Genomic DNA, 20,842 nt, shown 5'->3' with positions numbered 1-20,842 from the left:
CAACAACAACCCCTCTCAAACGCAACGCGGATCAATCAGGCCAGCGCACAACCCCAACAGGCATGACTGAATTGATCAAGATAAAATCACGACAACATTGGGCAGGAGGATGGCAGCATGGTTAGCTTTTCCAAGAGCATCGCGGTTGTTGCAAGCCTGACAACCATTGCGGTTGCAGCCGTTGCTGCCGTGAGATACTTCGATGGAATGGATGGGCAAATCAAAGATCAGCGGCTTTTAATTGAGACGTTGCAAAAAGAACTCAAGGGACGGGGGAATGGCGTCCAGAGTCCCCAATCTCAGCCCCCCACAACGCCCTCTCTGCCAGCCCCGCCTTCGGCGCCTCTGCAAGATCCGCCCCCGCTGCCGCCTGTTCCAGTGGCAGACGAGACCAAACCTCCGGCATCTGCGCCGTGACGTCTCGACACTGGCCCATCCTCGAGATTGCACTGACGCGTCTCTCCGCCATCATGCAGCCATGAGCATGCTGGTCGGGCTTGGTTTGTCGTTGACCATCGGCTGGATGGTGAGGAAACTCCTGACCGGGAGGGCTCAGCCTCAAGCCGAAGATCTGAGATCAATCTCTTTGGATCAGGAACGCCCCAGGGCACTGTCTTACACGGAAATGATGAATTCAGGCAGACAACGGATGGATCCAACATCCCACGGGGACGACTGGTATCTCCCTTAGATTTTCCCGCTCTATTGGTTGCTCTTCCACGCTCTTCAGTGTCACCCCCTGTCCCAAGGCCCTGGCGTCCCTGGATGCTGCGGGCCCTGCAGCTCGCCGCCCTCGGCGCCGGCCGCACGAGCCCCAACCCCCTGGTGGGAGCCGTGGTGCTCGATGCCTGCGGAGTGCTGGTGGGGGAGGGCTACCACGCCCGGGCCGGTGAACCCCACGCCGAGGTGGGCGCCCTGGCCCAGGCCGGAGAACGGGCCCGGGGCGGCACCCTGCTGGTGACCCTGGAGCCCTGCTGCCACCACGGCCGCACGCCCCCCTGCAGCGAGGCGGTGATCGCCGCGGGCATCACCCGGGTGGTGGTGGCCATGGCCGATCCCAACCCCCAGGTGGCCGGAGGCGGGCTGGCGCAGCTCCGGGCCGCCGGCATCACGGTGATCTGCGGCGTGGCGGAAGCCGAAGCCCGCGCCCTCAATCGCCCCTTCTGCCACCGCATCGCCACCGGCCGGCCCCTGGGCCTCCTCAAGTGGGCCATGGGCATCGACGGCCGCACCGCCCTGAGCAACGGTGCCAGCCAATGGATCAGCGGCGCTGAGGCCCGCACCTGGGTGCACCGACTGCGGGCCACCTGCGATGCGGTGATCGTGGGCGGCGGCACCGTGCGCAGCGACGATCCCCTACTCACCAGCCGCGGCCAGCGCCAACCCGAGCCCCTGCGGGTGGTGCTCAGCCGCAGCCTGGACCTGCCGGCCAGCGCCCAGCTCTGGGATCAGGCCAGCGCCGCCACCCTGGTGGTCCATGGCCCCGAAGCGCCTCAGGAGGCCCGCCAGCAGCTCGCGGCCCTGGGCGCGGCCCATCCCGGCCTGCAGAGCCTGGAGCTACCCCAGTGCAGCCCCAGGCTGCTGCTGGAGGCCCTGGCCGAGCGCGGCTGCAACCAGGTGCTGTGGGAGTGCGGCCCTGAACTGGCCGCAGCGGCCCTGCGCGAGGGCTGCGTGCAGGAGGTGGCTGCGGTGATCGCGCCCAAACTGATGGGTGGCCTGGCCGCCCGCACGCCCCTGGGCGAGCTGGGGTTCACCACCATGGCCCAGGTGCCCAGCTGGCAGACCCTGGCGCCCGAGGCCCTCGGCGACGACTGGCTGTGGCGGCTCAGACCAGCTCCGGATGCAGCGGATCGCCCTTGAAGGGCCCTGCCACCGCCGAGGTGATCCAGCCGCCGTAAAACCCGCCCGGCTGGGGGGTCACCCGCTCGCCATCGAGCCAGCAGCCGTCCATCAGGGCTGGATACACCGCCAGCCAGCCGGCCAGCGCCCCAAAGGCCGCCGAGGGCTCGGGGTAGGTCCACACCGCCCGCCGCAGCCGCCGCTCGGCCGGTGCGCCCGGATCCACCACCACATCGAAGTAGCGGGCCACCCCCTTCCACTCACAGAAGCTGGCACCGGCGCTGGGCTGCAACAACTCCTGCCGCACCGCCTCGGGTGGCAGGTAGACGGTGGGCGGATGGAAGGTTTCCAGCACCCGCAGGCTGCGGTGGGTGTCGGCAAGCAGCTGGCCGAGGGCCTCCACCCGCACGTGGGCAGCGCTCTCCACCAACGCCGGCGGACGTGGATAGTCGCAGACCCGCTCGGCGGCTGCCGCCATGGGGGACTCAGGCGAGGATGAAATTGCGCAACCGCCGACCTTCCACTCCGGCCCGCTCCTGCAGCTCCGCATCGCTGAGGCTGGCCTCCTGCCGCTGCTGCGCGGCGATCACATCCGCCTCATCGAGGCTGTAGCCAGCGCCGCGGGCCAGGTCGAGGAAGGCCGGCAACTCCAGGGGCTCCGCCAATTGGGCCGCCAGCGCCGGGGTCTGCCGGGCATGCAGCAGGAAGGCATCCAGTTGCTCGAGGCTCAAATGTCCAGCTCCAACTGGGGCTGGTCTAGCCACAACGGCGCGCCATCGGCTTGCCAGTCGCCCGGGTCCCAGGGCAGCAGCAGGGGCTCGAGGGCCCGCAGGCCCGGGCCGTCGGCAGGCTCGAGCCAGGCTTCCTCCAGGCCCGCGGGAATCACCACCGGCATGCGCCGGTGGATCGGGGCCAGCAGGGCATTGGGGGCTGTGGTGAGCACGCAGCACGTGTCCAGCTCGCTGCCATCGGGGCCGATCCAGCGCTCCCACAGACCGGCCAGCCAGAAGAGGTCGCCATCGCGGCGGCGGAGCCAGCGCCCCTTCTCCCAAAAGGCATCGGCCGGGATCAGGCAGCGACGGTGGCGCCAGGCGCCGCGGAAACTCGGCTTGAGCGCCACGGTTTCGGCGCGGGCATGCAGGGGGCGGTGGGCCGTGGCTGGGTCCTTGACCCACTCGGGCAGCAGGCCCCACAGGGCCAGGGCCACCTGCAGCTGGCCGTTCTCCTGGCACTGGATCAGCAGGGGCTCGCCCGGGCACACCTCAGAGCGGGGCGCGTAGTGGGTGCGCAGCCCCGGCGGCAAGGGCCCCTGCAGGCGCGGCAGCAAACCCGCAAGCTCGGCGGTAAGAGAAAAGCGACCACACATGGCAGCAATCGTGGGGCTGCGTTCGGTTCTCCCAACCCCCCGTCGGATCGAAGCCGGGAACGGCAGCCCTAGTTTGGTCTCACCTTTGGCTGCCGCACCATGGCGATCCGCCAGGACGACAACCGCCCCAACCGCCGCTTCGGGATCATCAACCTGGTGTTGATCGGCTTCGGCGTGCTGCTGCTGTTCAGCAACTTCCTGCCCAACCCGGCCGCCCAAGTGCCGCGGGTGCCCTATTCGCTGTTCATCGACCAGGTGAACAGCAGCAACGTCAAGCGCGCCTACATCACCTCCGACCAGATCCGCTACGAGCTCAAGGAGCCCGAGGCGGAGGGTGCCCCCACCGTGCTCTCCACCACGCCGATCTTCGACATGGATCTGCCCCAGCGGCTGGAGCAGCACGGGGTGGAATTCGCCGCCGCACCGCCCCAGAAGCCCAGCTTCATCACCACGGCCCTGAGCTGGGTGGTGCCGCCGCTGATCTTCATCCTGGTGCTGCAGTTCTTCGCCCGCCGCCAGATGGGCGGCGGTGCCCAGGGCGCCCTGAGCTTCACCAAGAGCAAGGCCAAGGTGTATGTGCCCGATGAGGAATCCCGGGTCACCTTCGCCGACGTGGCCGGTGTGGATGAGGCCAAGGCCGAACTCGCCGAGATCGTCGACTTCCTCAAAAAACCCGAGCGCTATGCGGCCATCGGCGCCCGCATTCCCAAGGGCGTGCTGCTGGTGGGCCCTCCCGGCACCGGCAAAACCCTGCTCTCCAAGGCCGTGGCGGGCGAGGCGGAGGTGCCCTTCTTCATCATTTCCGGCTCGGAGTTCGTGGAGCTGTTCGTCGGCGCCGGCGCCGCCCGGGTGCGCGACCTGTTTGAAGAGGCCAAGAAGAAGGCTCCCTGCATCATTTTCATCGACGAACTCGACGCCATCGGCAAGAGCCGCTCCGGCTCGATGGGCGTGGTGGGGGGCAACGACGAGCGGGAGCAGACGCTCAACCAGCTGCTCACGGAAATGGATGGCTTCACCGGTCAGGACAAGCCGGTGATCGTGCTGGCCGCCACCAACCAGCCCGAAACCCTCGATGCGGCGCTGCTGCGTCCCGGCCGCTTCGACCGCCAGGTGTTGGTGGACCGCCCCGACCTCTCGGGCCGCAAGTTGATCCTGGAGATCTACGCCAAGAAGGTGAAGCTCTCCCCCAGTGTCGACGTCGACAAGATCGCCCAGGCCACCAGTGGCTTCGCCGGAGCCGATCTGGCCAACCTGGTGAATGAAGCGGCCCTGCTGGCCGCGCGCGCCTACCGCACCGAGGTGGAACAGGCCGACCTCAACGAGGCCATCGAGCGCGTTGTGGCTGGCCTGGAGAAGAAGAGCCGGGTGCTCCAGCCCGATGAGAAGAGGGTGGTGGCGTACCACGAGGTGGGCCACGCGATCGTGGGGCACCTGATGCCTGGCGGCAGCAAGGTGGCCAAGATCTCGATCGTGCCCCGCGGCATGAGCGCCCTGGGCTACACCCTGCAGCTACCCACCGAAGAGCGCTTCCTCAACTCCAAGGAAGACCTCGAAGGCCAGATCGCCACTCTGCTGGGCGGCCGCAGCGCCGAGGAGATCGTGTTCGGCGCAGTCACCACCGGTGCCGCCAACGACCTGCAACGCGCCACCGATATCGCCGAGCAGATGGTGGGCACCTTCGGCATGAGTGAAACCCTCGGCCCCCTGGCCTACGACAAGCAGGGCGGCAGCCGTTTCCTCGGCGGCGGCAACAACCCCCGCCGCTCCGTCAGCGATGCCACGGCGCAGGCGATCGACAAGGAGGTGCGCACCCTGGTGGATAACGCCCACGACAAAGCGCTGGCCATCCTGCGCCACAACCGTGAGCTGCTGGAGAGCATCTCCCAGCAGATCCTGGAAAAAGAGGTGATCGAGGGAGACAACCTCAAAGAGCTGCTGGCCAGCAGCGTGCTGCCCGAGCAGGTGCAGGTGGCGGCCTGAACCCTTGACGCCGGGGCCCCTGATCGCGGATAAGGGTTCTTTAGAGCTGCAGCGATGGCTGCCATCAACGGATACCCGGCCCTGGCAGAGCTCCACGGCCGGGATCTCCTCTCCTCCGCCGACCTGAATTCCGAGCAGACCCTGGCCCTGCTGCAGCTGGCCGCCGACCTCAAGGCCGGGCGCCAGAGGGTGGATCTGGGCGGCAAGACCCTCGGCCTGATCTTCAGCAAAGCCTCCACCCGCACCCGGGTGAGCTTCACGGTGGCCATGGCCCGCCTGGGCGGCCAAACCCTCGACCTCAACCCCCAGGTGACCCAGGTGGGCCGAGGCGAGCCGGTGGCCGACACCGCCCGGGTGCTGAGCCGCTACGTGGATGCCCTGGCCATCCGCACCTTCGCCCAGGAGGAGTTGGCGGACTATGCCCACTGGGCTTCGATCCCCGTGATCAATGCCCTCACCGATCTGGAGCACCCCTGCCAGGCCCTGGCGGACTTTCTCACCCTGCAGGAGGCCTTCGGCGAGATCAGCGGGCTCACCCTGGCCTACGTGGGAGACGGCAACAACGTGGCCCACTCGCTGATGCTGTGCGGCGCCCTGCTGGGGGTGAACGTGCGCATCGGCTGTCCGGTGGGCTTCGAGCCCGATGGGACCGTGCTCGAGCAGTCCCGCACCCTGGCGGCCGCCCACGGCAGCAGCGTGGAGGTGGTGCATGAGCCGGTGGCGGCCGTGCGCGGCGCCCACGCCCTCTACACCGATGTGTGGGCCTCGATGGGGCAGGAAGAAGAAAAGGCCGAGCGGGAACGGGCCTTCGCCGGCTGGTGCCTGAATGAGGAGCTGCTGGCCGAGGCCGATCCGCGGGCGATCGTGCTGCACTGCCTGCCGGCCTACCGGGGGCTGGAAATCAGTGCCGGCGCAATGGAAGGCAGCGCCAGCCGCATCTTCGACCAGGCCGAAAACCGCCTCCATGCCCAGCAGGCCCTGCTGGCCGCGCTGCTGAGCGGCTAGGGCCATGCCGGCCTGGGCTGGACAAAGCGCGGGCGACCTGGCAAAACTGGGGCAGTGGTTCATCTGTATTGCCGGTGCCCGAACAGCAACTGCTCACCACGGCCCAACAGGAGCTGTACGACTGGCTGGCTGACTACATCGGCGCCCACCGCCACAGCCCCTCCATCCGCCAGATGATGGAGGCGATGGGCCTGCGCTCCCCGGCCCCGATCCAGAGCCGGTTGCGCCACCTCCAGCAAAAGGGCTGGATCACCTGGCAGGAAGGCCAGGCCCGCACCCTGCAGCTGCTGGGGGGCATGGCCGGGGGCATCCCGGTGCTGGGCGCCGTGGCCGCCGGGGGCCTGGTGGAAACCTTCGACGACGTGCAGGAACACCTCGACCTGGCACCCGTGCTCGACACCCGCGGCCTGTTCGCCCTCACCGTGAATGGCGACTCGATGGTGGATGCCCACATCGCCGATGGCGACGTGGTGCTGCTGGAGCCCGTGCCCGACCCCAGTCGCCTCAAGGCCGGCACGATCGTGAGCGCCCTGGTGCCCGGCAGTGGCACCACCCTCAAACACTTTCATCGCAACGGGGCCACGGTGACCCTCGAGGCCGCGAACCCCGCCTACGACCCGATCGTGCTTCCCGCCGACCAGGTGACCGTGCAGGGCAAGCTGGTGGCCGTCTGGCGCCAGGTCTGACCCCACGGCGTTGTAAGCTCACTCAGCGCCAGGCAAGGCCCCAGGGCCAAGCGAATCGACCAGCGGTTCGTTGCCAACGCGTCCTATCGGGGCCATAGCTCAGCTGGTAGAGCACCTGCATGGCATGCAGGGGGTCAGCGGTTCGAATCCGCTTGGCTCCATCCTTAAAACCCAGGCCTGGCCTGGGTTTTTTGATGTTTAGCGCAGATGAGGCAGGGGGGGCAGAGGCTCACGGAGAAGCCCCGTAGGACGGTTTTGGCGCACGATTGGGCGCAAGAGTTGGGGCACCCAGAAAGCCTGTGGGAGCGCGTTGAGGACTGATGCCCCTTGCATGCCGAACGGGACTTCGATCCACCACCGTGGAGCCGCTGTTAACGCCTCTCGGTGACGGGTTCCCACTCCGCCCTCAGGCCGATGTCTGGTGCCCCTGATTCCTTGTTGCTCTTCTCGATCCAGCGGACCCTAAGGATCCTGTGACCTTTGAGCACTTGGCGCATTCCCGGTGGCGTTTCGGCGGCAGCGCAAGCGCTGCCGCCATCCCTGCAGGCACTGGATCCCGACTCGCCTGCCTGGATGACGCATCCCCCCAGCAACAGCAACCCAAGGCACAGGGCAAACCGCGTCATTCCTGCTGAGAACGCTTCGTCCAGATCCGCTCCAGGGACTTGCGGAACTCCCCATCGCTCAAGGGTCGTGCCAGGTCGCGTCGCCTGAACACGCTGCTGATCCACCACACCTGAAGACCGCCAAACGCCAGGGCCACCAGGCCCAGTTGGAGGTACCCCCAGTTGATGTGCTCCATCACACCACCTGCTGATCCTTCTCCCAGATCCGCTCCAGCATCTGCCTCAAGCGTTCGGTTCTCGAGGGGATGCCCAGCAGGTGTTTGCGGAACAGGGAGGTCAGACGCCAAAACTTGATTCCTGCTGCAAGGGCAAAGACCAACCAAGGCACCAGCATCCAGAGGGGGTTGCTCATCACGCTGCTTGCTGCGCCCTCTGACATCGCTTGGTGGGTGGGTACTGCCCGAATGCCCACGGGTTGCTCTTCACGACCATCCTGCAGTGCATACCACCAAGATAGCCCGGTGACAGTCCTTAAAAAGATTAGAAAGACGCTGAATTTAGCGCTAGCGTGCGCTTCATAACTGGAACCACGATGGACCTAAGGATAGAGACCACCTCCGAAGAAATTGAGGGGCTGCGCATTGTCAGGGACATATGCTCAACCGTCATTGACCCAACCAGGCTCACCGAAAGGGACTCGAAAACCCATTTCGACATTGTATTGGACCAGGACACCCTAAAGTCCATTGTGAGATTTCACTTTTTTGGCGGCAACAAAAAAGTTGAGTTTCACGACGACGTGGATCCAGCGCTCGTGGATCTTGCTTCGGTCTCCGACTTGCACGAGTACCGCGAAAGAATTTGCGATGCCCTCAAGAAAAAGTTGAGCGCGCAATAATTCAAAGACCGAGGCCGCAATGGGCAGCACAGGCGTCATCGCTTTTCTGTGATTCCTCCTCTGCCGCGTTGGTAGCGGGTGAGTGCAGGTGGGAACGCACAAACTCCTGTTGCTAGAATGGGTTTGACTGGTTCAATCCATGACCCCAACCCGAGAACAGATCCTTGCCGCCTCGGCCGGTTGGGTGGCGGTTGTCCTCAATGTGGTGCCGGGCCTGGGGGCCGGCTACCTCTACCAGCGGCGCTGGAAGGCCTACTGGATCACCTCAGCCCTGGCAACCAGCTGGTTCGTTGCCGGTGCCCTCTTGGCGCAGAACGCCGAGGCTGCCGCGGAAGCCCAGAACCAACTGGTGGGGTTGGTCGGCCTACTGCTCCTGGCTGGGGTGACGGCCACCGAAGCGGGCCTGGCGGTCAAGCGCGTTCGGCCGATCAGTTGACCAGGGGCAGCAGGACACCAACCCTGAGCGCCCCCCTGTCACACTTGTATTGACCCTGTCCTGATCCATGGGCTTCAGCGCCAAAACCGCCTACGGACTGGTGGCCCTGATTGATCTGGCCGAAGCCTACGCGTCAGGAACCCTGGTGCAGACAGGAGAAATCAGCCGCCGCCATGGAATCCCGGAACGCTATCTGGAGCAGATGCTCACCAGCCTGCGCAAAGCCGGGCTGCTGAACAGCATTCGGGGGCCCCGCGGCGGCTTCCAGCTCACCAAAGACCCAGCCCACATCACGGTGGCGGAAGTGATGGCCTACCTCGATGGTGCCAGCGGCAGCGAGCACCAAGGAGACCGCAACAACAGTGCGTTCATGGTGCTGACAGCACTCGACCAGAAGGTCGAACAGGCCAAGGCAAGCGTTCTCTCCGCCACAACCCTGGCCCAGCTGCTGCGTGAGCGGGAAGCGCTGCGACAACCCATTCCCATGTTCTACATCTGAACAAGTCACCACGCCCCGGGATCAACCGCCACGACGAGGACGACTGGCCCGTCGATCGGGGGCGCCCCTGGCTCCTGCGGCTGCTCGCCCTGGTGGGAGCCCTGTCTTTCGTGATGCTGGGCCTCAACAGCCTGTTGCCGGTGCTGCAGGGTCCTGCTCCGCTTCCCAGCCCCAGTTCTCCGTCTCCCCAGCCTGAACAACGGGATCGAACGGGCGATCCTTCGGTGAGCTGAGGCCCTAGAAGCGCGACATCGCGGCAATCTTGGCCAGCTTCTCGGCATCGAGGCCGGCCAGTTCGTCGATCTGAAGCAGGCTCTCCTTCACCAGACTGGCGAACACAAACAGGATGCCGTCGAGCCGGAAATCGAAACGCCCTTCGATGGTGTGGCGCTCGATGCTGAGGAAGTCATGCAGCTGCCACACCGAGTCGGCGGAGCTCAGCTCCACGGCCCGGGCCCGCACCGTGGCCACCAGCTGGTCAACGGCGCGGCTGTAGGCCCGATCAAACGCCTCCCGAGCCACGGCCTGTTCTGGTTCGGTCCAGCCTTCGAGCATGGTGTCCATCATCGCTGTAGCCATCTCGGTTGAACCTTCCATGGCGATTTCCTTGGCAGTGACGCTAGTCGGGGTGTCAGGCCGGCGCGAGGGGAACAGAGCGGCGGCGCTGGCGGGGCAGCTGGAACCAGGCCAGATCGGGGCGGTCGTGGTGCTCCCGGTGATAGCCGAAGTGGTAGCAAGCCAGCAGCGAGAGCCAGGCGGGCAGATCGAGGCTGTGGGGCCTCGCCTGGGGCTGGGGAGAGCGCTGACCGCGGTGGGGCAAATAGGTGCCCACCAGGAAGAGCTGTAGCGAACTGAGCAGCAACGGCAGGGTGCAGAACAGCAGCACGTTCCACCCGCCCAGGGGAGTGAACCCGCGGGCGATCAGGGCCAGCAACCCCCAGGCGGCCAGCAGGAGGGCCATCTGGCCAACGGTCAGATAGCCGGCCATGAACCGGCTGTACCAACCCAACACGCCGGCAGCAACATCGCCATGGAAATCGGGATCCTTGCCGCTGGCCGTGAAGCGGTGATGGCGCTGGTGGTTGGCCCGACACCGGCCGTAGGGCAAGGCGGCATACAAGGCCAGAGAAAGGGTTCCGAGGCGATCATTCCAGCCCAGGGATTCAGACAACAACACCCGGTGCATGGCGTCGTGGCCGACGATGAACAGGCCCGTCTGCAGCAGGGTGCGGATCAACACGGCCCCGAGCACCACAGGCACCACCAAGGGCCCTGGAAGCTGGCCGAGGTCCAGCTGGAGCAGGCCGATCAGGGAGATCAGCCAGCCCAGCAGGATGAGGGCGGTGAGCAGCAGTCCCCGGCGGGTGGTGCTGCTCAAGCCAGAGAGGCCAGTCCGATTGGGACTTCCGCTCAACGGCCGAACTTCAGCAGCTCGGCGGGGGAGGCCAGCAGGTCGATGGCCACGAAGTAGATCTTGCCCTCGGGGTTGAGCAGGAAGCGCCAGGCCACGTTCATGCCGATGCCGGCGCCGAACCAGGGGGTCTGCACCTTGCCCGTGACCTTGATCTGGGTGAAATCGCCCTCGGTGGGTTCGGCAAAACCGCGCTCAGGCAGCAGCTGCAGGTTCTGGCAGTCTTCGCGGAAGAAGCGCAGGATGGCGTCCCGGCCCACGATCGGCTTCTGGAAGGGAGGCTGCAGGGCGCCGTCGGCCAGGAACAGTTCGATCAGGTTGTCGAAGTCGTTGGCGTTGAGCAGGTCCATGTAGCTGTTCACCGTGGGGTTGATCACCCCCTCGATGAACACGCGCTTGCGTTGCTCCTCCGGCGTGGGAGCGGCGATCGGCTCCATCACCCGCTGGCCTTCGCCCTTGGCGGGGTCGTAGCCCATGTCCACCACGAAGTTACGCAGCAGCGTGATCTGCTGGCCCTGGTCCACACCTTTCACGGAGCTCAGCACGGCCGAGGCGTTGGCCGACAGCTGGTAGCCCTCGGGGATCGGCGCCACCAGACCGGCGGCCATCCATTCGCCCAGCTGATACCAGAAGCCCAGCTTGATGTTCACCGACCAGCAGGAGTAGGTGCGGGCGATCTGGGTGTCGGTGCGGTTGGCGAGATCGCACATCACCTGGCTTTGCTCGGCGAAGTTCATCGCCTTGATCTGGTTGAGCACGGGCTCGGCGAACTGCATGCGCGCCGCGCCGGGGGCGGCCACCGTGATCGTGTTGCCCATCTCGAGGTAGGCGTACCAGATCAGGGCCAGCTGATCCTCGGCATTGAGCAGCTGGAAGCGGGCCGTGATCGCCGGCACCACATCGGCCGAAAGGGTGTCGGGAAAGATCTGGGTGGCTTTCTCAAGCGTGAACATGCGCGGATGGCCCCAATTGTTAAGGAGATTTGCAAACTCTAGCCCCTAGCCACGTCGTCTGATAATGCGATCCGCAACTACCGCTGCTGTGCCATGGCCGTGACCGTGTTGAGTCCAGCCGAGCGGGACAAGCTGGATCGCTCCGACGACAGCCTGTTCTACGCCGAGCCGCGCTTCGTGCACCACCTGGACGCCAGCTTCCGGGCCCGGCTGACCCAGCTCTACCGCGAACGGATCCCAGCCTGCGCCGTGGTGCTGGACCTGATGAGCAGCTGGGTCAGCCATCTGCCCGAAGACATCACCTACCAGGAGGTGATCGGCCATGGCCTCAACGCCGAGGAGCTCTCAGCCAACCCGCGCCTGGATCGGCACTGGCTGCAGAACCTCAACACCACCCAGCAGCTCCCCCTGGCCGATCACAGCGTCGATGCCGTGCTGATCGTGGCCGGCTGGCAGTACCTGCAACAACCGGAAGCGGTGGCGGCCGAGCTGTTGCGGGTGGTGCGCCCCAGGGGGGAGGTGATCGTGGCCTTCAGCAACCGCATGTTTTTTCAGAAGGCGCCCCAGATCTGGACCGACGGCAGCGACCGGGACCACCTGGCCTACGTGGCGGAGGTGCTCACCGCCCAGGGCTGGCCCACGCCCCAGCTGGTGGCCGAAGAGACCCCGGCCCCTGGAGTGCTGGGCTGGATTGGCGGCAAGGGCGACCCCTTCTTTGCGGTGATCGCCACGAAACCCTGACCCTGCCCGCGGACGGTCCGCACAAAAAGACCCGGGCGGGGTGAACCGTCCGGGTCTTTCGTGCTCTTGAGGAGCTTGGCTCAGGTTTCAGTGCCGAGCCGGATCAGCCCAGGCCGATCTGGCCGAGGATGCCCTGACCGGTGAGCAGCTCGGTGCCCAGACCGATGACGAAGCCCAGCATGGCCAGACGACCATTCCAGGTTTCAGCGAAGGCCACAAAGCCGAAGCGGGTGGTGGATTCAGCCATGGATGTTCGTGAGTTACGAAACTTGAAATGATCGTAACAGATCGTGAAGGGAGGTGGCCCGGTGATGAGCGCTGCTGCAGGCCCGCCTGGGATTGATCACCACTGCTGAGCAGTGATCTTTTCCCCAATCCGGTTGCCTTCTCCCCAGTTTCGGGATGCCTTTTCCACAGGAGCCCCATCGGGAAAGGGCCGCGCCCTCCCCTCCTTTCAGCCGGAGATGGGGAAAACGGACCCGCCCCTTGACGCTTCGACCCGGCCGACTTCCGAGGCCGGGCCCGGCGGCAGAAAAGCCTGAAAGTGCCGTTGGGCCGGTCCGCGAGCCCGTGGGTCTTGCCGGACTCAAGCGCTGGAGCCCCCTTTGACGCCAGGGGCCGGACCATGGCCTGATGGGGGGCCCCCAGGCCGTTGCCTCCATGCTGCAGATCCCGGACCACGCCCCCAACTCCGTCTCGGTCGAAAACCAGTTTCCGGAAGACCTGTACGACGCGATGCGGGAGTTTGTCCGCCTGCATCCCCAATGGGATCAATACCGTCTGATGCAGGCCGCCCTGGCCGGTTTTCTGTTTCAGCACGGCTGCCAGGACCGCGCCGTGGCCCGTCACTACCTCGACGGCCTCTTCCGCCGCCAGGATCCGAGCGGCACACTGACCTCGCCTCAGCGCTGAACCATGGCCGCAGGAGCACCCGGCAGCGAGGCCCTGCTGGTGGCCATCGGCGCCGTGCCCGGAGCCTGGCTCCGCTTCCGGGTGGTGGATCACCTGGAGCCGGTTCTGCCCCGCCGCCACTGGGGCACCTTCGGCGTGAACCTGATCGCCTGTTTCGCCCTCGGCCTGATGGTGGGCCTGGAACAGAGCTGTGGTGAGGCGTCCCGCCGGGTGCTGCTGTTGATTGGCACGGGCTTTCTGGGCAGCTTCAGCACCTTCTCCACGTTCAGCGCCGAACTGCGGGCCGAACTGGTGGCAGGCCACTGGCGAGAGGCCGCCGTGCTGGCAGGCGGCTCCGTGGGCGGGGGCCTGCTGGCGATGCTGACGGGCCTGTCCCTGGGGGCCGTGACATGAGCGCCACGCCCTCCCGAAGCCTGCACGGTGACCTGCGTGACCTGGCCCTGGTGGCCGCCGGTGCCATCCCGGGGGCCCTGCTGCGCTGGCGCCTCGAGGGGCTCGGCACGGCGGGAGTGGGCGGCCTGCGCGGCTTGGTGGAGGCCGACTTCGTCGCCAACATGGTGGGCTGCCTGCTGCTGGGCCTGGTGCTGGCCCAGTCGGCCCGGCGCAGGCGGCTGATGCTGTGGGCGGGCATCGGCTTCTGCGGATCCCTCACCACCTTCTCCTCCTGGATGCTGCAACTGGCCCGCGCCCTGCGGGGCGGTGAGGTCTGGGACAGCCTGGTGGTGCTGGTGGCCAGCCTGCTGGGCGGCCTGGTGCTGGTGGCCCTGGGACACGCCCTCGGGCGGTGGCGGCCAGACTCCCCACCAGCCCGCTGACCCCAACCAGGAGCCCATGGCTCGTCCAACCCCACCCGCCCTGCTGCGCGTTCTGCATGGCACCACGGCCTTGGCCGTGCTGGGCTGCTGGCTGAGTGGATTCGTGGTTTACAGCACCTACGACGGCCGCTGGGGACGGTTGCCTCTCACCGTGCCGGGCAACTGGGTTGACCTCCACGGCAGCTTCGGCGTGGTGCTCTTGCCCCTGGCCGTCCTGCTGACGGCCTATGCCCTCACCAAAGGACGCCGGCGGCTGCAGCGACCCACCAATGCCATCCCCCTGCTCGCCCTGGCTCTGGCCATCGGCAGCGGCAAGTTGATGCGGGAGGACTGGCCGCGCACGGGCCAGCTCCATCACCTCGCTTACGGCGTGCACCTGCTGGCCTGGCTGTTGATCGGCGCAGCCGTCGCGAGCCACCTCTGGGGCGTGCTGCGGCTCGGCGGCTGGCGCCTGGCCCAATCGATGCTGAGCGCAGATTTCAGCCGCAACCCGGCAGCAGGGCCGAAACCAGGGCATCCAAGCGGGGCTGTTCCAGGCCATCGCGAGAGGTTTTGACGTCCACCACCTCCCGGCCGATCTCCACCAAGCGACGCCGCAGAGCCGGATCCAGGCTGGCGAGCTGCTCCAACGCCGCGTGGAACCGCTCCTCCGAGGGGCTCTCCAGCCAGCTGAGCTGGGGCGCGATCTCCGCCGCCGGAGGGCTGGCCGCACCGGCCCGTTCCACCAGGTAGGCGGCGATGCGCTGCTTCTCCTGGGTCTGCAACACCCCATCGGCCCGGCCCAGATGGAGCAGCACCGCCAGCTCGTCGGCGAACTGAGCGATCAGCCCTTCAAGCCGCCCCTGGCGGGAGCCGCTGTAGCAAGACCAGAGAAAGGCCGGCAGGTCATCCACCACCGCGGCCGATTCCGGATCCAGGCACTGGAGGATCGCCGCGGAGTCAAAGTCCTGAAAGTCACCCCGGTGGTGGCAGTGGGCCCCCAGGGTCACGGCGGTGCCGCACGGGCTGAGGCGAAAGCGCTTCACCGTGATCCGGCGGCGCAAGGTGGTGCCATCCCCCTCAGCCGTCGCAATCTCAAGCTCGAGATTGAGCGGGCGCTCTGACTGATCCGGCGGCAAACCCATTGCAAGCCCAGGTGCTTGTGCTGAGGTCAAGCTAGGAGTAACGCCAGCGCCGCACACCTGCCCCTGCCAGCAGCAACAGCAGCGGGGCCTCACCCCAGCGGTCGTAGGGCGTGAGGCCCTGCAGGCGGGGCAGGTCAAACACCCCGGTGGCGGCCCGCTCCGAAGGGAGCGAGGCCACCACCTCGCCCCGGGCATTCACCAGCAGGCTGGGCCCCGTATTGGCCGCGCTCACCAGCCACCGCCCCGTCTCGATCGCCCGCAACTGGGCCAGGGCCTGAAATTGCTGCTGCAGCATCAGTGGGTAGGGATCGAGGTTGGCACTGGCCAACAGCCAGCCCGCGCCCTCCCGGGTCGCAGTGGCCAGAGCGGCGCCGTCGGAGAGCTCGTAACAGATCGCCCCGGCAATGGCCCCGGCTGGCCTCAGCAACAGCCGGGAGGGGCCCCCCGGCTGGAGCCCCCCCACCGCCGACAGGCCGCTCCAGCGGATCAACCCGGCCAGGGGCACCCATTCGCCCAGCGGCACCAGACGGTGCTTGTCGAGCCAGCTGCTCGCCTGCCGCTCCCCCGGGGCAAACCGCAACAAGGCACTGCGCTGCTCAGGCTCGCCAGCCGGCTCAAGGGAGTGGAAGCCGCCGCTGATCAGCTCCACGGCGGCACCATCCGCAAGCTGGGGCTCCAGCCCCAGGGCACCCTCGGGCAACAGCACCACCGTGGCCCCACGCTGCCGGGCCTCCACCAAAGCTGCCGCCAGCCGTTGCTGGAGCCGTTGCTGCTGGGCCCACGCAAACTTCTGGCGGGTGGGGATGGCCGGCTGCAGCACCAGCACCCGCTCGGACTCGCGGCCCTCGGCGGGCGCCGCCAGCAACAGGGCAGCACCCAGGCCATGGCTGAGCAGCACCGCCGCCACCGTGGCGGCAATCCAGCGCCGCCGCTGGGGCACCGTGCAGCAGCGCCACAGGCACCAGCCCAGCAGCAGCTGCACCGCCGCCAGCAGACCACTCCCCCCCAGGGCGGCCAGGCCGGCCAGGGGGCGATCGCCGGGCAGGGCCGCCGCCCCCAACCCCAGCCAGAACAGGGGGCCCTTGGCCAACCCCACCTCCACCAGGCCCCAGCCCCCGCTCAGCAGCAGGGCACTGCTGGGCCGGCGGGGGTCCAGGCGGCGAGCCAGCCCCACCCACAGGCCCACCAGCAACGCGCCGGCCAGGGCGCAGATCGCCAACAACGAGCCCGCCAGGGGCAGGCTCAGGGGACCGGGCACGCCGATCCAGTCGAGGGGATGGAGGCCCAGCAACCAGCGGTGACTCACCAGCACGGCGGCGCCACCCCAGAGAACCCCGCCGCGGGCCCCGATGGCCGAGCCCGGCAGGGCCCACAGCCCCGCCAACGCCAGCCACAGCAGCGGCGGCCACCCGAGGGGAGGCAGCGCCAGGCCGGCCAGCAGGCCACCACCCCCCGCTAGCCACCATCCCCCTAGCCGGTCATTGCCCATGGCAGGTGAGCGTAGGAAGCGCCAGGGTGAAGCAGGACAGTTGCGCCCATGGACCCCAACAACCCGCTCCAACAGCTGCTGCTGCGCGGCCTCGGCACCACCTCCCTGGTGTCGGAACGGCTGCGCACCGTGACCCAAGCCTGGGTGCGCAGCGGCAAGCTCGATCCCAGCCAGGCCCCGGCCCTGGTGGATGACGTGCTCAAGGCCCTGCGCGGCGAGACACCGGAACTGGAACAACAGGCGGAGCGCCAGCTGGAGCGCAACAAAGACCAGTTGCTGCAGGACCTGGGCCTGGCCCGTCAGCGGGAACTGGATGAACTGCGGGGCCGGATCGACCGGCTGGAGAGGGCCCTGCGCCAGCGCCCGGGCGCTGAGGTCTCCGAAGACCTGGACATTCCCGATTGATCAAGCGGCAGAATCAGGCCAACCCGCGGGTTCCCATGCGCGACATCCTGATCAGCTCCGCCGTGTTTGTGGCCTGCCTGTTGCTGGCCCTGGTCAGTCAGCTGGTGAGCCCCACCACCGTGGCGGCGGCCAGTGCCGGTGGCGCCACGGCCGAGGCGGCGCTGGCCACCCCAGCACCGGCCAGCCCCCGCAGCCAACCGGCGGTGACCAGCAGCTTCGAACTGGACCCCGACGACCCCAACCCCACCCTTTTTGTTATGGCAACCGACGACGGCATGGCCTCCAACGGCGATCTGGCCCAGGCCGCTGGCCTCGGCGGCGAGCTCAATGCCCCCAAGGAGCGCACCACCCCCAGCGGACTGCGCATCACCGACCTGGTGGTGGGTGACGGCGCCGAGGCCATCGCTGGCCAGACCGTGGTGGTGAACTACCGCGGCACCCTGGCCAACGGCACCGAATTCGACAGCAGCTACGGGCGCGGCCCCTTCTCCTTCCCCCTCGGCGGCGGCCGGGTGATCCAGGGCTGGGATGAGGGCGTGGCCGGCATGAAGGTGGGCGGCAAGCGCAAGCTGGTGATCCCCCCCGACCTCGCCTATGGCGAGCGGGGAGCCGGCGGCGTGATTCCTCCCAATGCCACCCTCACCTTCGAAGTGGAACTGCTGCGCATCGGCGGCTGAGGGTCGGGGCGTGATCGTTAAGATGCACCCTCGCTCTACCCCCCTTCATGGCTCATACGCTGCCCGCGCTGCCCTACGGCCTCGATGCGCTCGAGCCCAACATCTCCCGCTCGACCCTTGAGTTCCACCACGGCAAGCACCACGCCGCCTACGTCACCAACCTGAACAACCTGGTGGCAGGAACCGACCTGGACGGCAAGAGCCTCGAGGACACCATCACCGCCGTGGCCGGGGACGCTGGCAAGGCCGGCGTGTTCAACAACGCCGCCCAGGTGTGGAACCACAGCTTCTACTGGCAGTGCATGAAGCCCGGTGGCGGCGGCCAGCCCACCGGCGCCCTGGCCGACAAGATCAACGCTGACTTCGGCAGCTTCGAGGCCTTCGTCGAGGCGTTCAAGGCCGCCGGCGCCACCCAGTTCGGCAGCGGCTGGGCCTGGCTGGTGCTCGACAACGGCACCCTGAAGGTCACCAAGACCCCCAACGCCGATCTGCCCCTGGCCCACGGTCAGAAGGCCCTGCTCACCATGGATGTGTGGGAGCACGCCTACTACCTCGACTATCAGAACCGCCGTCCCGATTACATGACCACCTTCCTCGAGAAGCTGGTGAACTGGGACTTCGTGGCCGCCAACCTGGCCGCCGCCTGAACGTCCGCAGCAACGGAGGAGTTCGCTCCTCCATGCCAAGGCCCCCGGTGATCCCGGGGGCTTTTTGTTGGCCTACCAGGACGCGCCGGACGCGGGACATCAACAATCGTGCCAGAGGCGCTGACAGGGTCTTCACTGCTGCAGAACATCCAGAGGCCTGGTCTGCCATCTTCGGGATGTTGAAGTCCACCACCCTTGCTCTCAGTGCTGTCTTGCTGGTCGGTGCTGGTGTGGCCCCTCTGACGGCGGAGGCCCGGGGCGGTGGTGGCGGCGGCGGCGGTTTTGGTGGCGGTGAAGCTTTTCGTGGCGGTGGCTTCAGCTCAGGTGGCTTCAGCGGGGGCAGCTTCAGCGGAGGGGGCGGTGGCTCGTACCGCTTCAGCGCGCCACGCGTTGAGTCAGCACCGCTTCAGCCGGCAGCACCGATCGAGCGTGCCGCACCGACAGACCGACCCATGGAGCGGGACCTGAATCAGGGCTACAGCGGCAGTCATCCCTCCTTCGGAACCGGCAGCCGCACCTCCTGGACCGGCCACAACATCTCCGCGGACCAGTTCCGCCGTTTCAACCAAGGTGGCAGCGACCGCAGCTGGGGCAATGTCGATTCCAATCGCCTCAACAGCCAGGTCAACCGCGAGACCAACTTCTACAACCGCAACTACGGCGGCTGGAACAACAACTGGGCCAATGGGGGTTACTGGGGAAACCGTCCCTGGGGATATGGCTGGTACAACTGGGGCCCCGACACCTGGGGGTGGTGGGGCAATGCATCACCGGGCTGGGGCCTGGCGGCCCTAGCCGGAGCCGACGTGATCAGCGCCCTGGTCAACGCCGCCTCCGAACAACAGTCACCCGTCATTGAGGTCCCCAATAGCGACTATCAATTGAATTACGCCACCGTTGACTCGGTGGGCACAGCGGGCGCCGACTTCAGCTACGCCGTGGCTGGCAGCCCGCCGATCAAGGGGGCGGCGAACTGCCAAGCGGGTCTGCTTGACGGTCAGGTGCCCAGCACGGCCGCCCAGGCCCAGTTGCTCAATGCTGCCTGCCAGGTGGCCTATGGGCCCGACCCCAAAGGCACTCCCCTTCCCGAAAGCCTGGCCGGCAGGCTGCCAGGTTGGCTGCGCGACCTGCTGGTGTTGGCCCTCGGCGGTGGGCTGGCGGTGGCGGGCTGGCGACTCCTGGAGAGCCGTCGGCACCCCTCAGCAGCAGCGAAGGGCGACGAACACCATGCCCGCGTGACCTCAAGCTGATCCCATTGGCTGGGCACTGCTGAGCACCGCCTCTGGCGAAATCCACATGGCATCGCCGTAGGAAAAAAAGCGGTACTGGCGCTCGATCGCCTCGGTGTAGAGGGCCAACAGGCGCTCGCGGCCGATCAGGGCACTCACCAGCAGCAGCAGGGAGCTCTTGGGCAGGTGGAAGTTGGTGAGCAGGCCCTGCACCACGGCAAAGCGGTAACCGGGCTGGATCACCAGGTTCACCGGGCCGGTGTGGGGCTTGAGCTCACCGCCATGCAGCTGGGCCACCGCCTCCAGGCTGCGCACCGAGGTGGTGCCGATGGCGATCACCCGGCCGCCGCGCGCCCGGCAGGCCGCCACCGCGGCCACCAGCTCCGGGCTCACCTCCACCCACTCGCTGTGCAGCTGCAGCTGGCTGAGATCTTCCGTTTCCACCGGCCGGAAGGTGCCCAGGCCCACGTGCAGGGTGGTGGTGGCCAGCTCCACCCCGCGCCCGCGAATCGCCGCCAGCAAGTCGTCGCTGAGGTGCAGGCCCGCCGTGGGTGCCGCCACGGCTCCAGGGCGGGCGGCATAGCGGGTCTGGTAGCGCTCGTTGTCGCTGGCGTCGTGCTCGTGGATGTAGGGCGGCAGGGGAATGGCGCCGTAGCGCACCAGCAGCGGCTCGAGGGCGGCCGCATCCCCGCACTCGGCCGGAAACTGCACGATGCGACCGCCGGTGGCGGGGTCGCTGCCCAGCACCTGCACGGGCAGCGGGGGCTGATCGCCGGCCACCAGCTCAATCCAATCGCCCGGCTGGAGTTTCTTGGCCGGCTTGGCCAGGCAGAGCCATTGACCGCTGCCCTGGGGCAAGGCCTGGTCTCCCTGCCAGGGCTCGAGCACGAGCAGTTCCACGGCGCCGCCACTGGACCGGCGCGCCTCCAGGCGGGCCCGCAGCACCCGGGTGTCATTCACCACCAGCAAATCCCCCGATTGCAGCTCCTGCTGTAGGTCCCACACGCTCAGATGGCGGGCATGGGGGGCAGGGCCCTCTCCGGGGGGATCCACCGCCAACAGGCGGGCGGCATGGCGGGGCTCCACCGGGCGCTGGGCGATGCGCGCGTCTGGAAGATCGAAGCCGTAGCTCGACAGCCGCCGATCGGCGGGGGTGCTCATGGC

At 67.4% G+C, this 20,842-nt stretch carries 30 protein-coding genes and 1 tRNA gene; 17 read left to right on the top strand and 14 right to left on the bottom strand.

Annotated features, from left to right (window positions below; genetic code table 11):
- Positions 1 to 75 precede the first annotated feature (75 nt).
- Positions 76 to 219, bottom strand: coding sequence for a hypothetical protein (locus tag KBY71_RS04510; protein WP_254927767.1), 144 nt, complete (start codon positions 217 to 219; stop codon positions 76 to 78).
- A 546-nt stretch (positions 220 to 765) separates the two neighbouring features.
- On the opposite strand from KBY71_RS04510, the gene ribD reads away from it, so the two are divergent.
- Complete coding sequence (gene ribD / locus KBY71_RS04505; protein ID WP_254927766.1) at positions 766 to 1,860, top strand: bifunctional diaminohydroxyphosphoribosylaminopyrimidine deaminase/5-amino-6-(5-phosphoribosylamino)uracil reductase RibD; 1,095 nt, start codon at positions 766 to 768, stop codon at positions 1,858 to 1,860.
- On the opposite strand, the gene KBY71_RS04500 is transcribed toward ribD, so the two are convergent.
- Genes KBY71_RS04500 through KBY71_RS04490 form a run of 3 tightly spaced genes read right to left on the bottom strand, consistent with a single transcriptional unit; the run spans position 1,826 to position 3,205 of the window.
- The gene (locus KBY71_RS04500; RefSeq protein ID WP_254927765.1) at positions 1,826 to 2,317 is read right to left on the bottom strand and encodes a DUF427 domain-containing protein; all 492 of its coding nucleotides are present in this window, start codon (positions 2,315 to 2,317) and stop codon (positions 1,826 to 1,828) included. The two genes, ribD and KBY71_RS04500, sit on opposite strands and share 35 nt — an antisense overlap.
- Positions 2,318 to 2,324: 7 nt before the next feature.
- On the bottom strand, positions 2,325 to 2,570 hold the full coding sequence (locus KBY71_RS04495) for a Nif11-like leader peptide family RiPP precursor (protein ID WP_254927764.1): 246 nt from the start codon (positions 2,568 to 2,570) through the stop codon (positions 2,325 to 2,327).
- The gene (locus tag KBY71_RS04490) at positions 2,567 to 3,205 is read right to left on the bottom strand and encodes an SOS response-associated peptidase (protein ID WP_254927763.1); all 639 of its coding nucleotides are present in this window, start codon (positions 3,203 to 3,205) and stop codon (positions 2,567 to 2,569) included. Before KBY71_RS04490 ends, KBY71_RS04495 begins: the two co-directional genes overlap by 4 nt.
- Before the next feature lie 99 nt (positions 3,206 to 3,304).
- Here KBY71_RS04490 and ftsH point away from each other — a divergent pair, with 99 nt between their 5' ends.
- The 4 genes from ftsH (at position 3,305) to KBY71_RS04470 (ending at position 7,037) form a co-directional block, all read left to right on the top strand.
- Positions 3,305 to 5,185: an ATP-dependent zinc metalloprotease FtsH gene (gene ftsH / locus KBY71_RS04485; protein WP_254927762.1), complete on the top strand. Its 1,881-nt coding sequence runs from the start codon at positions 3,305 to 3,307 to the stop codon at positions 5,183 to 5,185.
- Positions 5,186 to 5,239: 54 nt separating this feature from the next.
- Positions 5,240 to 6,190, top strand: coding sequence for an ornithine carbamoyltransferase (argF, locus tag KBY71_RS04480; protein ID WP_254927761.1), 951 nt, complete (start codon positions 5,240 to 5,242; stop codon positions 6,188 to 6,190).
- Positions 6,191 to 6,264: 74 nt separating this feature from the next.
- A complete protein-coding gene (gene lexA, locus KBY71_RS04475) occupies positions 6,265 to 6,876 on the top strand; it encodes a transcriptional repressor LexA (protein WP_396095069.1) in 612 nt (203 codons plus the stop codon).
- Between the two features lie 88 nt (positions 6,877 to 6,964).
- Positions 6,965 to 7,037 (top strand) — tRNA-Ala (locus tag KBY71_RS04470).
- Positions 7,038 to 7,498: 461 nt separating this feature from the next.
- Here KBY71_RS04470 and KBY71_RS04465 read toward each other — a convergent pair.
- The 3 genes from KBY71_RS04465 to KBY71_RS04455 form a co-directional block, all read right to left on the bottom strand.
- A complete protein-coding gene (locus KBY71_RS04465; RefSeq protein WP_254927759.1) occupies positions 7,499 to 7,678 on the bottom strand; it encodes a hypothetical protein in 180 nt (59 codons plus the stop codon).
- Positions 7,678 to 7,854: a hypothetical protein gene (locus KBY71_RS04460; RefSeq protein ID WP_254927758.1), complete on the bottom strand. Its 177-nt coding sequence runs from the start codon at positions 7,852 to 7,854 to the stop codon at positions 7,678 to 7,680. Before KBY71_RS04460 ends, KBY71_RS04465 begins: the two co-directional genes overlap by 1 nt.
- Before the next feature lie 324 nt (positions 7,855 to 8,178).
- A complete protein-coding gene (locus tag KBY71_RS04455) occupies positions 8,179 to 8,379 on the bottom strand; it encodes a hypothetical protein (protein WP_254927757.1) in 201 nt (66 codons plus the stop codon).
- 100 nt (positions 8,380 to 8,479) lie between these two features.
- On the opposite strand from KBY71_RS04455, the gene KBY71_RS04450 reads away from it, so the two are divergent.
- The 3 genes from KBY71_RS04450 (at position 8,480) to KBY71_RS04440 (ending at position 9,508) form a co-directional block, all read left to right on the top strand.
- Positions 8,480 to 8,776: a hypothetical protein gene (locus KBY71_RS04450; protein ID WP_254927756.1), complete on the top strand. Its 297-nt coding sequence runs from the start codon at positions 8,480 to 8,482 to the stop codon at positions 8,774 to 8,776.
- A gap of 67 nt (positions 8,777 to 8,843) precedes the next feature.
- Entirely contained in the window at positions 8,844 to 9,275 is a 432-nt protein-coding gene (locus tag KBY71_RS04445; RefSeq protein WP_254927755.1) for an Rrf2 family transcriptional regulator, read from the top strand.
- A gap of 92 nt (positions 9,276 to 9,367) precedes the next feature.
- Positions 9,368 to 9,508 (top strand): hypothetical protein, encoded by a 141-nt coding sequence (locus tag KBY71_RS04440; RefSeq protein WP_254927754.1) that lies wholly within the window; start codon positions 9,368 to 9,370, stop codon positions 9,506 to 9,508.
- A gap of 4 nt (positions 9,509 to 9,512) precedes the next feature.
- On the opposite strand, the gene KBY71_RS04435 is transcribed toward KBY71_RS04440, so the two are convergent.
- The 3 genes from KBY71_RS04435 to KBY71_RS04425 form a co-directional block, all read right to left on the bottom strand.
- Entirely contained in the window at positions 9,513 to 9,839 is a 327-nt protein-coding gene (locus tag KBY71_RS04435; RefSeq protein WP_315858521.1) for a hypothetical protein, read from the bottom strand.
- A gap of 67 nt (positions 9,840 to 9,906) precedes the next feature.
- Entirely contained in the window at positions 9,907 to 10,653 is a 747-nt protein-coding gene (locus KBY71_RS04430) for a fatty acid desaturase (RefSeq protein ID WP_254927753.1), read from the bottom strand.
- A gap of 32 nt (positions 10,654 to 10,685) precedes the next feature.
- Entirely contained in the window at positions 10,686 to 11,639 is a 954-nt protein-coding gene (locus KBY71_RS04425; RefSeq protein ID WP_254927752.1) for an orange carotenoid-binding protein, read from the bottom strand.
- A 93-nt stretch (positions 11,640 to 11,732) separates the two neighbouring features.
- On the opposite strand from KBY71_RS04425, the gene KBY71_RS04420 reads away from it, so the two are divergent.
- Positions 11,733 to 12,380 (top strand): methyltransferase domain-containing protein, encoded by a 648-nt coding sequence (locus tag KBY71_RS04420; protein WP_254927751.1) that lies wholly within the window; start codon positions 11,733 to 11,735, stop codon positions 12,378 to 12,380.
- Positions 12,381 to 12,483: 103 nt separating this feature from the next.
- Here KBY71_RS04420 and KBY71_RS04415 read toward each other — a convergent pair whose 3' ends face one another.
- The gene (locus KBY71_RS04415; RefSeq protein WP_254927790.1) at positions 12,484 to 12,693 is read right to left on the bottom strand and encodes a chlorophyll a/b-binding protein; all 210 of its coding nucleotides are present in this window, start codon (positions 12,691 to 12,693) and stop codon (positions 12,484 to 12,486) included.
- Positions 12,694 to 13,040: 347 nt separating this feature from the next.
- Here KBY71_RS04415 and KBY71_RS04410 point away from each other — a divergent pair, with 347 nt between their 5' ends.
- The 4 genes from KBY71_RS04410 to KBY71_RS04395 are packed head-to-tail and all read left to right on the top strand — an operon-like array spanning position 13,041 to position 14,663.
- Positions 13,041 to 13,292: a DUF2811 domain-containing protein gene (locus KBY71_RS04410; protein ID WP_254927750.1), complete on the top strand. Its 252-nt coding sequence runs from the start codon at positions 13,041 to 13,043 to the stop codon at positions 13,290 to 13,292.
- A gap of 3 nt (positions 13,293 to 13,295) precedes the next feature.
- Complete coding sequence (locus KBY71_RS04405) at positions 13,296 to 13,685, top strand: CrcB family protein (RefSeq protein WP_254927749.1); 390 nt, start codon at positions 13,296 to 13,298, stop codon at positions 13,683 to 13,685.
- Positions 13,682 to 14,107 carry a CrcB family protein gene (locus KBY71_RS04400; RefSeq protein WP_254927748.1) on the top strand — a complete coding sequence of 142 codons (426 nt, stop codon included), beginning with the start codon at positions 13,682 to 13,684 and terminating at the stop codon, positions 14,105 to 14,107. Before KBY71_RS04405 ends, KBY71_RS04400 begins: the two co-directional genes overlap by 4 nt.
- A 16-nt stretch (positions 14,108 to 14,123) precedes the next feature.
- Positions 14,124 to 14,663 carry a cytochrome b/b6 domain-containing protein gene (locus KBY71_RS04395; RefSeq protein WP_254927747.1) on the top strand — a complete coding sequence of 180 codons (540 nt, stop codon included), beginning with the start codon at positions 14,124 to 14,126 and terminating at the stop codon, positions 14,661 to 14,663.
- On the opposite strand, the gene KBY71_RS04390 is transcribed toward KBY71_RS04395, so the two are convergent.
- Entirely contained in the window at positions 14,587 to 15,231 is a 645-nt protein-coding gene (locus KBY71_RS04390) for a TerB family tellurite resistance protein (protein ID WP_254927746.1), read from the bottom strand. The two genes, KBY71_RS04395 and KBY71_RS04390, sit on opposite strands and share 77 nt — an antisense overlap.
- A gap of 31 nt (positions 15,232 to 15,262) precedes the next feature.
- Entirely contained in the window at positions 15,263 to 16,720 is a 1,458-nt protein-coding gene (locus KBY71_RS04385; protein ID WP_254927745.1) for a nitrilase-related carbon-nitrogen hydrolase, read from the bottom strand.
- A gap of 48 nt (positions 16,721 to 16,768) precedes the next feature.
- Between KBY71_RS04385 and KBY71_RS04380 the strand changes: the two genes are divergently transcribed.
- The 4 genes from KBY71_RS04380 to KBY71_RS04365 all read left to right on the top strand — a co-directional run bounded on the left by KBY71_RS04380 (position 16,769) and on the right by KBY71_RS04365 (position 19,699).
- A complete protein-coding gene (locus tag KBY71_RS04380; protein WP_190389859.1) occupies positions 16,769 to 17,125 on the top strand; it encodes a phasin family protein in 357 nt (118 codons plus the stop codon).
- A gap of 35 nt (positions 17,126 to 17,160) precedes the next feature.
- Positions 17,161 to 17,802 (top strand): FKBP-type peptidyl-prolyl cis-trans isomerase, encoded by a 642-nt coding sequence (locus tag KBY71_RS04375; protein ID WP_254927744.1) that lies wholly within the window; start codon positions 17,161 to 17,163, stop codon positions 17,800 to 17,802.
- A gap of 47 nt (positions 17,803 to 17,849) precedes the next feature.
- The gene (locus tag KBY71_RS04370; protein WP_254927743.1) at positions 17,850 to 18,449 is read left to right on the top strand and encodes a superoxide dismutase; all 600 of its coding nucleotides are present in this window, start codon (positions 17,850 to 17,852) and stop codon (positions 18,447 to 18,449) included.
- Between the two features lie 176 nt (positions 18,450 to 18,625).
- A complete protein-coding gene (locus KBY71_RS04365; RefSeq protein ID WP_254927742.1) occupies positions 18,626 to 19,699 on the top strand; it encodes a hypothetical protein in 1,074 nt (357 codons plus the stop codon).
- On the opposite strand, the gene queA is transcribed toward KBY71_RS04365, so the two are convergent.
- Complete coding sequence (gene queA, locus KBY71_RS04360; RefSeq protein ID WP_254927741.1) at positions 19,691 to 20,839, bottom strand: tRNA preQ1(34) S-adenosylmethionine ribosyltransferase-isomerase QueA; 1,149 nt, start codon at positions 20,837 to 20,839, stop codon at positions 19,691 to 19,693. The genes KBY71_RS04365 and queA overlap by 9 nt on opposite strands.
- Positions 20,840 to 20,842 lie beyond the last annotated feature (3 nt).

The sequence above is a fragment of the Cyanobium sp. T1B-Tous genome, assembly GCF_024345475.1.
Lineage (GTDB): Bacteria > Cyanobacteriota > Cyanobacteriia > PCC-6307 > Cyanobiaceae > Cyanobium_A.
The sequence above is the reverse complement of the archived record's forward strand: the minus strand, read 5'-3'. Positions and strand labels throughout refer to the sequence as shown.

Excerpts from the sequence above, each read along its gene's own strand:
- KBY71_RS04465 (WP_254927759.1), bottom strand. The coding sequence starts at position 7,678 with ATGGAGCACATCAACTGGGGGTACCTCCAACTGGGCCTGGTGGCCCTG.
- KBY71_RS04380 (WP_190389859.1), top strand. The coding sequence starts at position 16,769 with ATGGACCCCAACAACCCGCTCCAACAGCTGCTGCTGCGCGGCCTCGGC.
- argF (WP_254927761.1), top strand. The coding sequence starts at position 5,240 with ATGGCTGCCATCAACGGATACCCGGCCCTGGCAGAGCTCCACGGCCGG.
- KBY71_RS04445 (WP_254927755.1), top strand. The coding sequence starts at position 8,844 with ATGGGCTTCAGCGCCAAAACCGCCTACGGACTGGTGGCCCTGATTGAT.
- KBY71_RS04420 (WP_254927751.1), top strand. The coding sequence starts at position 11,733 with ATGGCCGTGACCGTGTTGAGTCCAGCCGAGCGGGACAAGCTGGATCGC.
- KBY71_RS04460 (WP_254927758.1), bottom strand. The coding sequence starts at position 7,854 with ATGAGCAACCCCCTCTGGATGCTGGTGCCTTGGTTGGTCTTTGCCCTT.
- KBY71_RS04425 (WP_254927752.1), bottom strand. The coding sequence starts at position 11,639 with ATGTTCACGCTTGAGAAAGCCACCCAGATCTTTCCCGACACCCTTTCG.
- ribD (WP_254927766.1), top strand. The coding sequence starts at position 766 with ATGCTGCGGGCCCTGCAGCTCGCCGCCCTCGGCGCCGGCCGCACGAGC.
- KBY71_RS04455 (WP_254927757.1), bottom strand. The coding sequence starts at position 8,379 with ATGACGCCTGTGCTGCCCATTGCGGCCTCGGTCTTTGAATTATTGCGC.
- queA (WP_254927741.1), bottom strand. The coding sequence starts at position 20,839 with ATGAGCACCCCCGCCGATCGGCGGCTGTCGAGCTACGGCTTCGATCTT.
- KBY71_RS04450 (WP_254927756.1), top strand. The coding sequence starts at position 8,480 with ATGACCCCAACCCGAGAACAGATCCTTGCCGCCTCGGCCGGTTGGGTG.
- KBY71_RS04385 (WP_254927745.1), bottom strand. The coding sequence starts at position 16,720 with ATGGGCAATGACCGGCTAGGGGGATGGTGGCTAGCGGGGGGTGGTGGC.
- KBY71_RS04390 (WP_254927746.1), bottom strand. The coding sequence starts at position 15,231 with ATGGGTTTGCCGCCGGATCAGTCAGAGCGCCCGCTCAATCTCGAGCTT.
- KBY71_RS04500 (WP_254927765.1), bottom strand. The coding sequence starts at position 2,317 with ATGGCGGCAGCCGCCGAGCGGGTCTGCGACTATCCACGTCCGCCGGCG.
- KBY71_RS04405 (WP_254927749.1), top strand. The coding sequence starts at position 13,296 with ATGGCCGCAGGAGCACCCGGCAGCGAGGCCCTGCTGGTGGCCATCGGC.
- KBY71_RS04410 (WP_254927750.1), top strand. The coding sequence starts at position 13,041 with ATGCTGCAGATCCCGGACCACGCCCCCAACTCCGTCTCGGTCGAAAAC.
- KBY71_RS04400 (WP_254927748.1), top strand. The coding sequence starts at position 13,682 with ATGAGCGCCACGCCCTCCCGAAGCCTGCACGGTGACCTGCGTGACCTG.
- KBY71_RS04365 (WP_254927742.1), top strand. The coding sequence starts at position 18,626 with ATGTTGAAGTCCACCACCCTTGCTCTCAGTGCTGTCTTGCTGGTCGGT.
- KBY71_RS04375 (WP_254927744.1), top strand. The coding sequence starts at position 17,161 with ATGCGCGACATCCTGATCAGCTCCGCCGTGTTTGTGGCCTGCCTGTTG.
- KBY71_RS04395 (WP_254927747.1), top strand. The coding sequence starts at position 14,124 with ATGGCTCGTCCAACCCCACCCGCCCTGCTGCGCGTTCTGCATGGCACC.
- KBY71_RS04490 (WP_254927763.1), bottom strand. The coding sequence starts at position 3,205 with ATGTGTGGTCGCTTTTCTCTTACCGCCGAGCTTGCGGGTTTGCTGCCG.
- KBY71_RS04435 (WP_315858521.1), bottom strand. The coding sequence starts at position 9,839 with ATGGACACCATGCTCGAAGGCTGGACCGAACCAGAACAGGCCGTGGCT.
- ftsH (WP_254927762.1), top strand. The coding sequence starts at position 3,305 with ATGGCGATCCGCCAGGACGACAACCGCCCCAACCGCCGCTTCGGGATC.
- KBY71_RS04370 (WP_254927743.1), top strand. The coding sequence starts at position 17,850 with ATGGCTCATACGCTGCCCGCGCTGCCCTACGGCCTCGATGCGCTCGAG.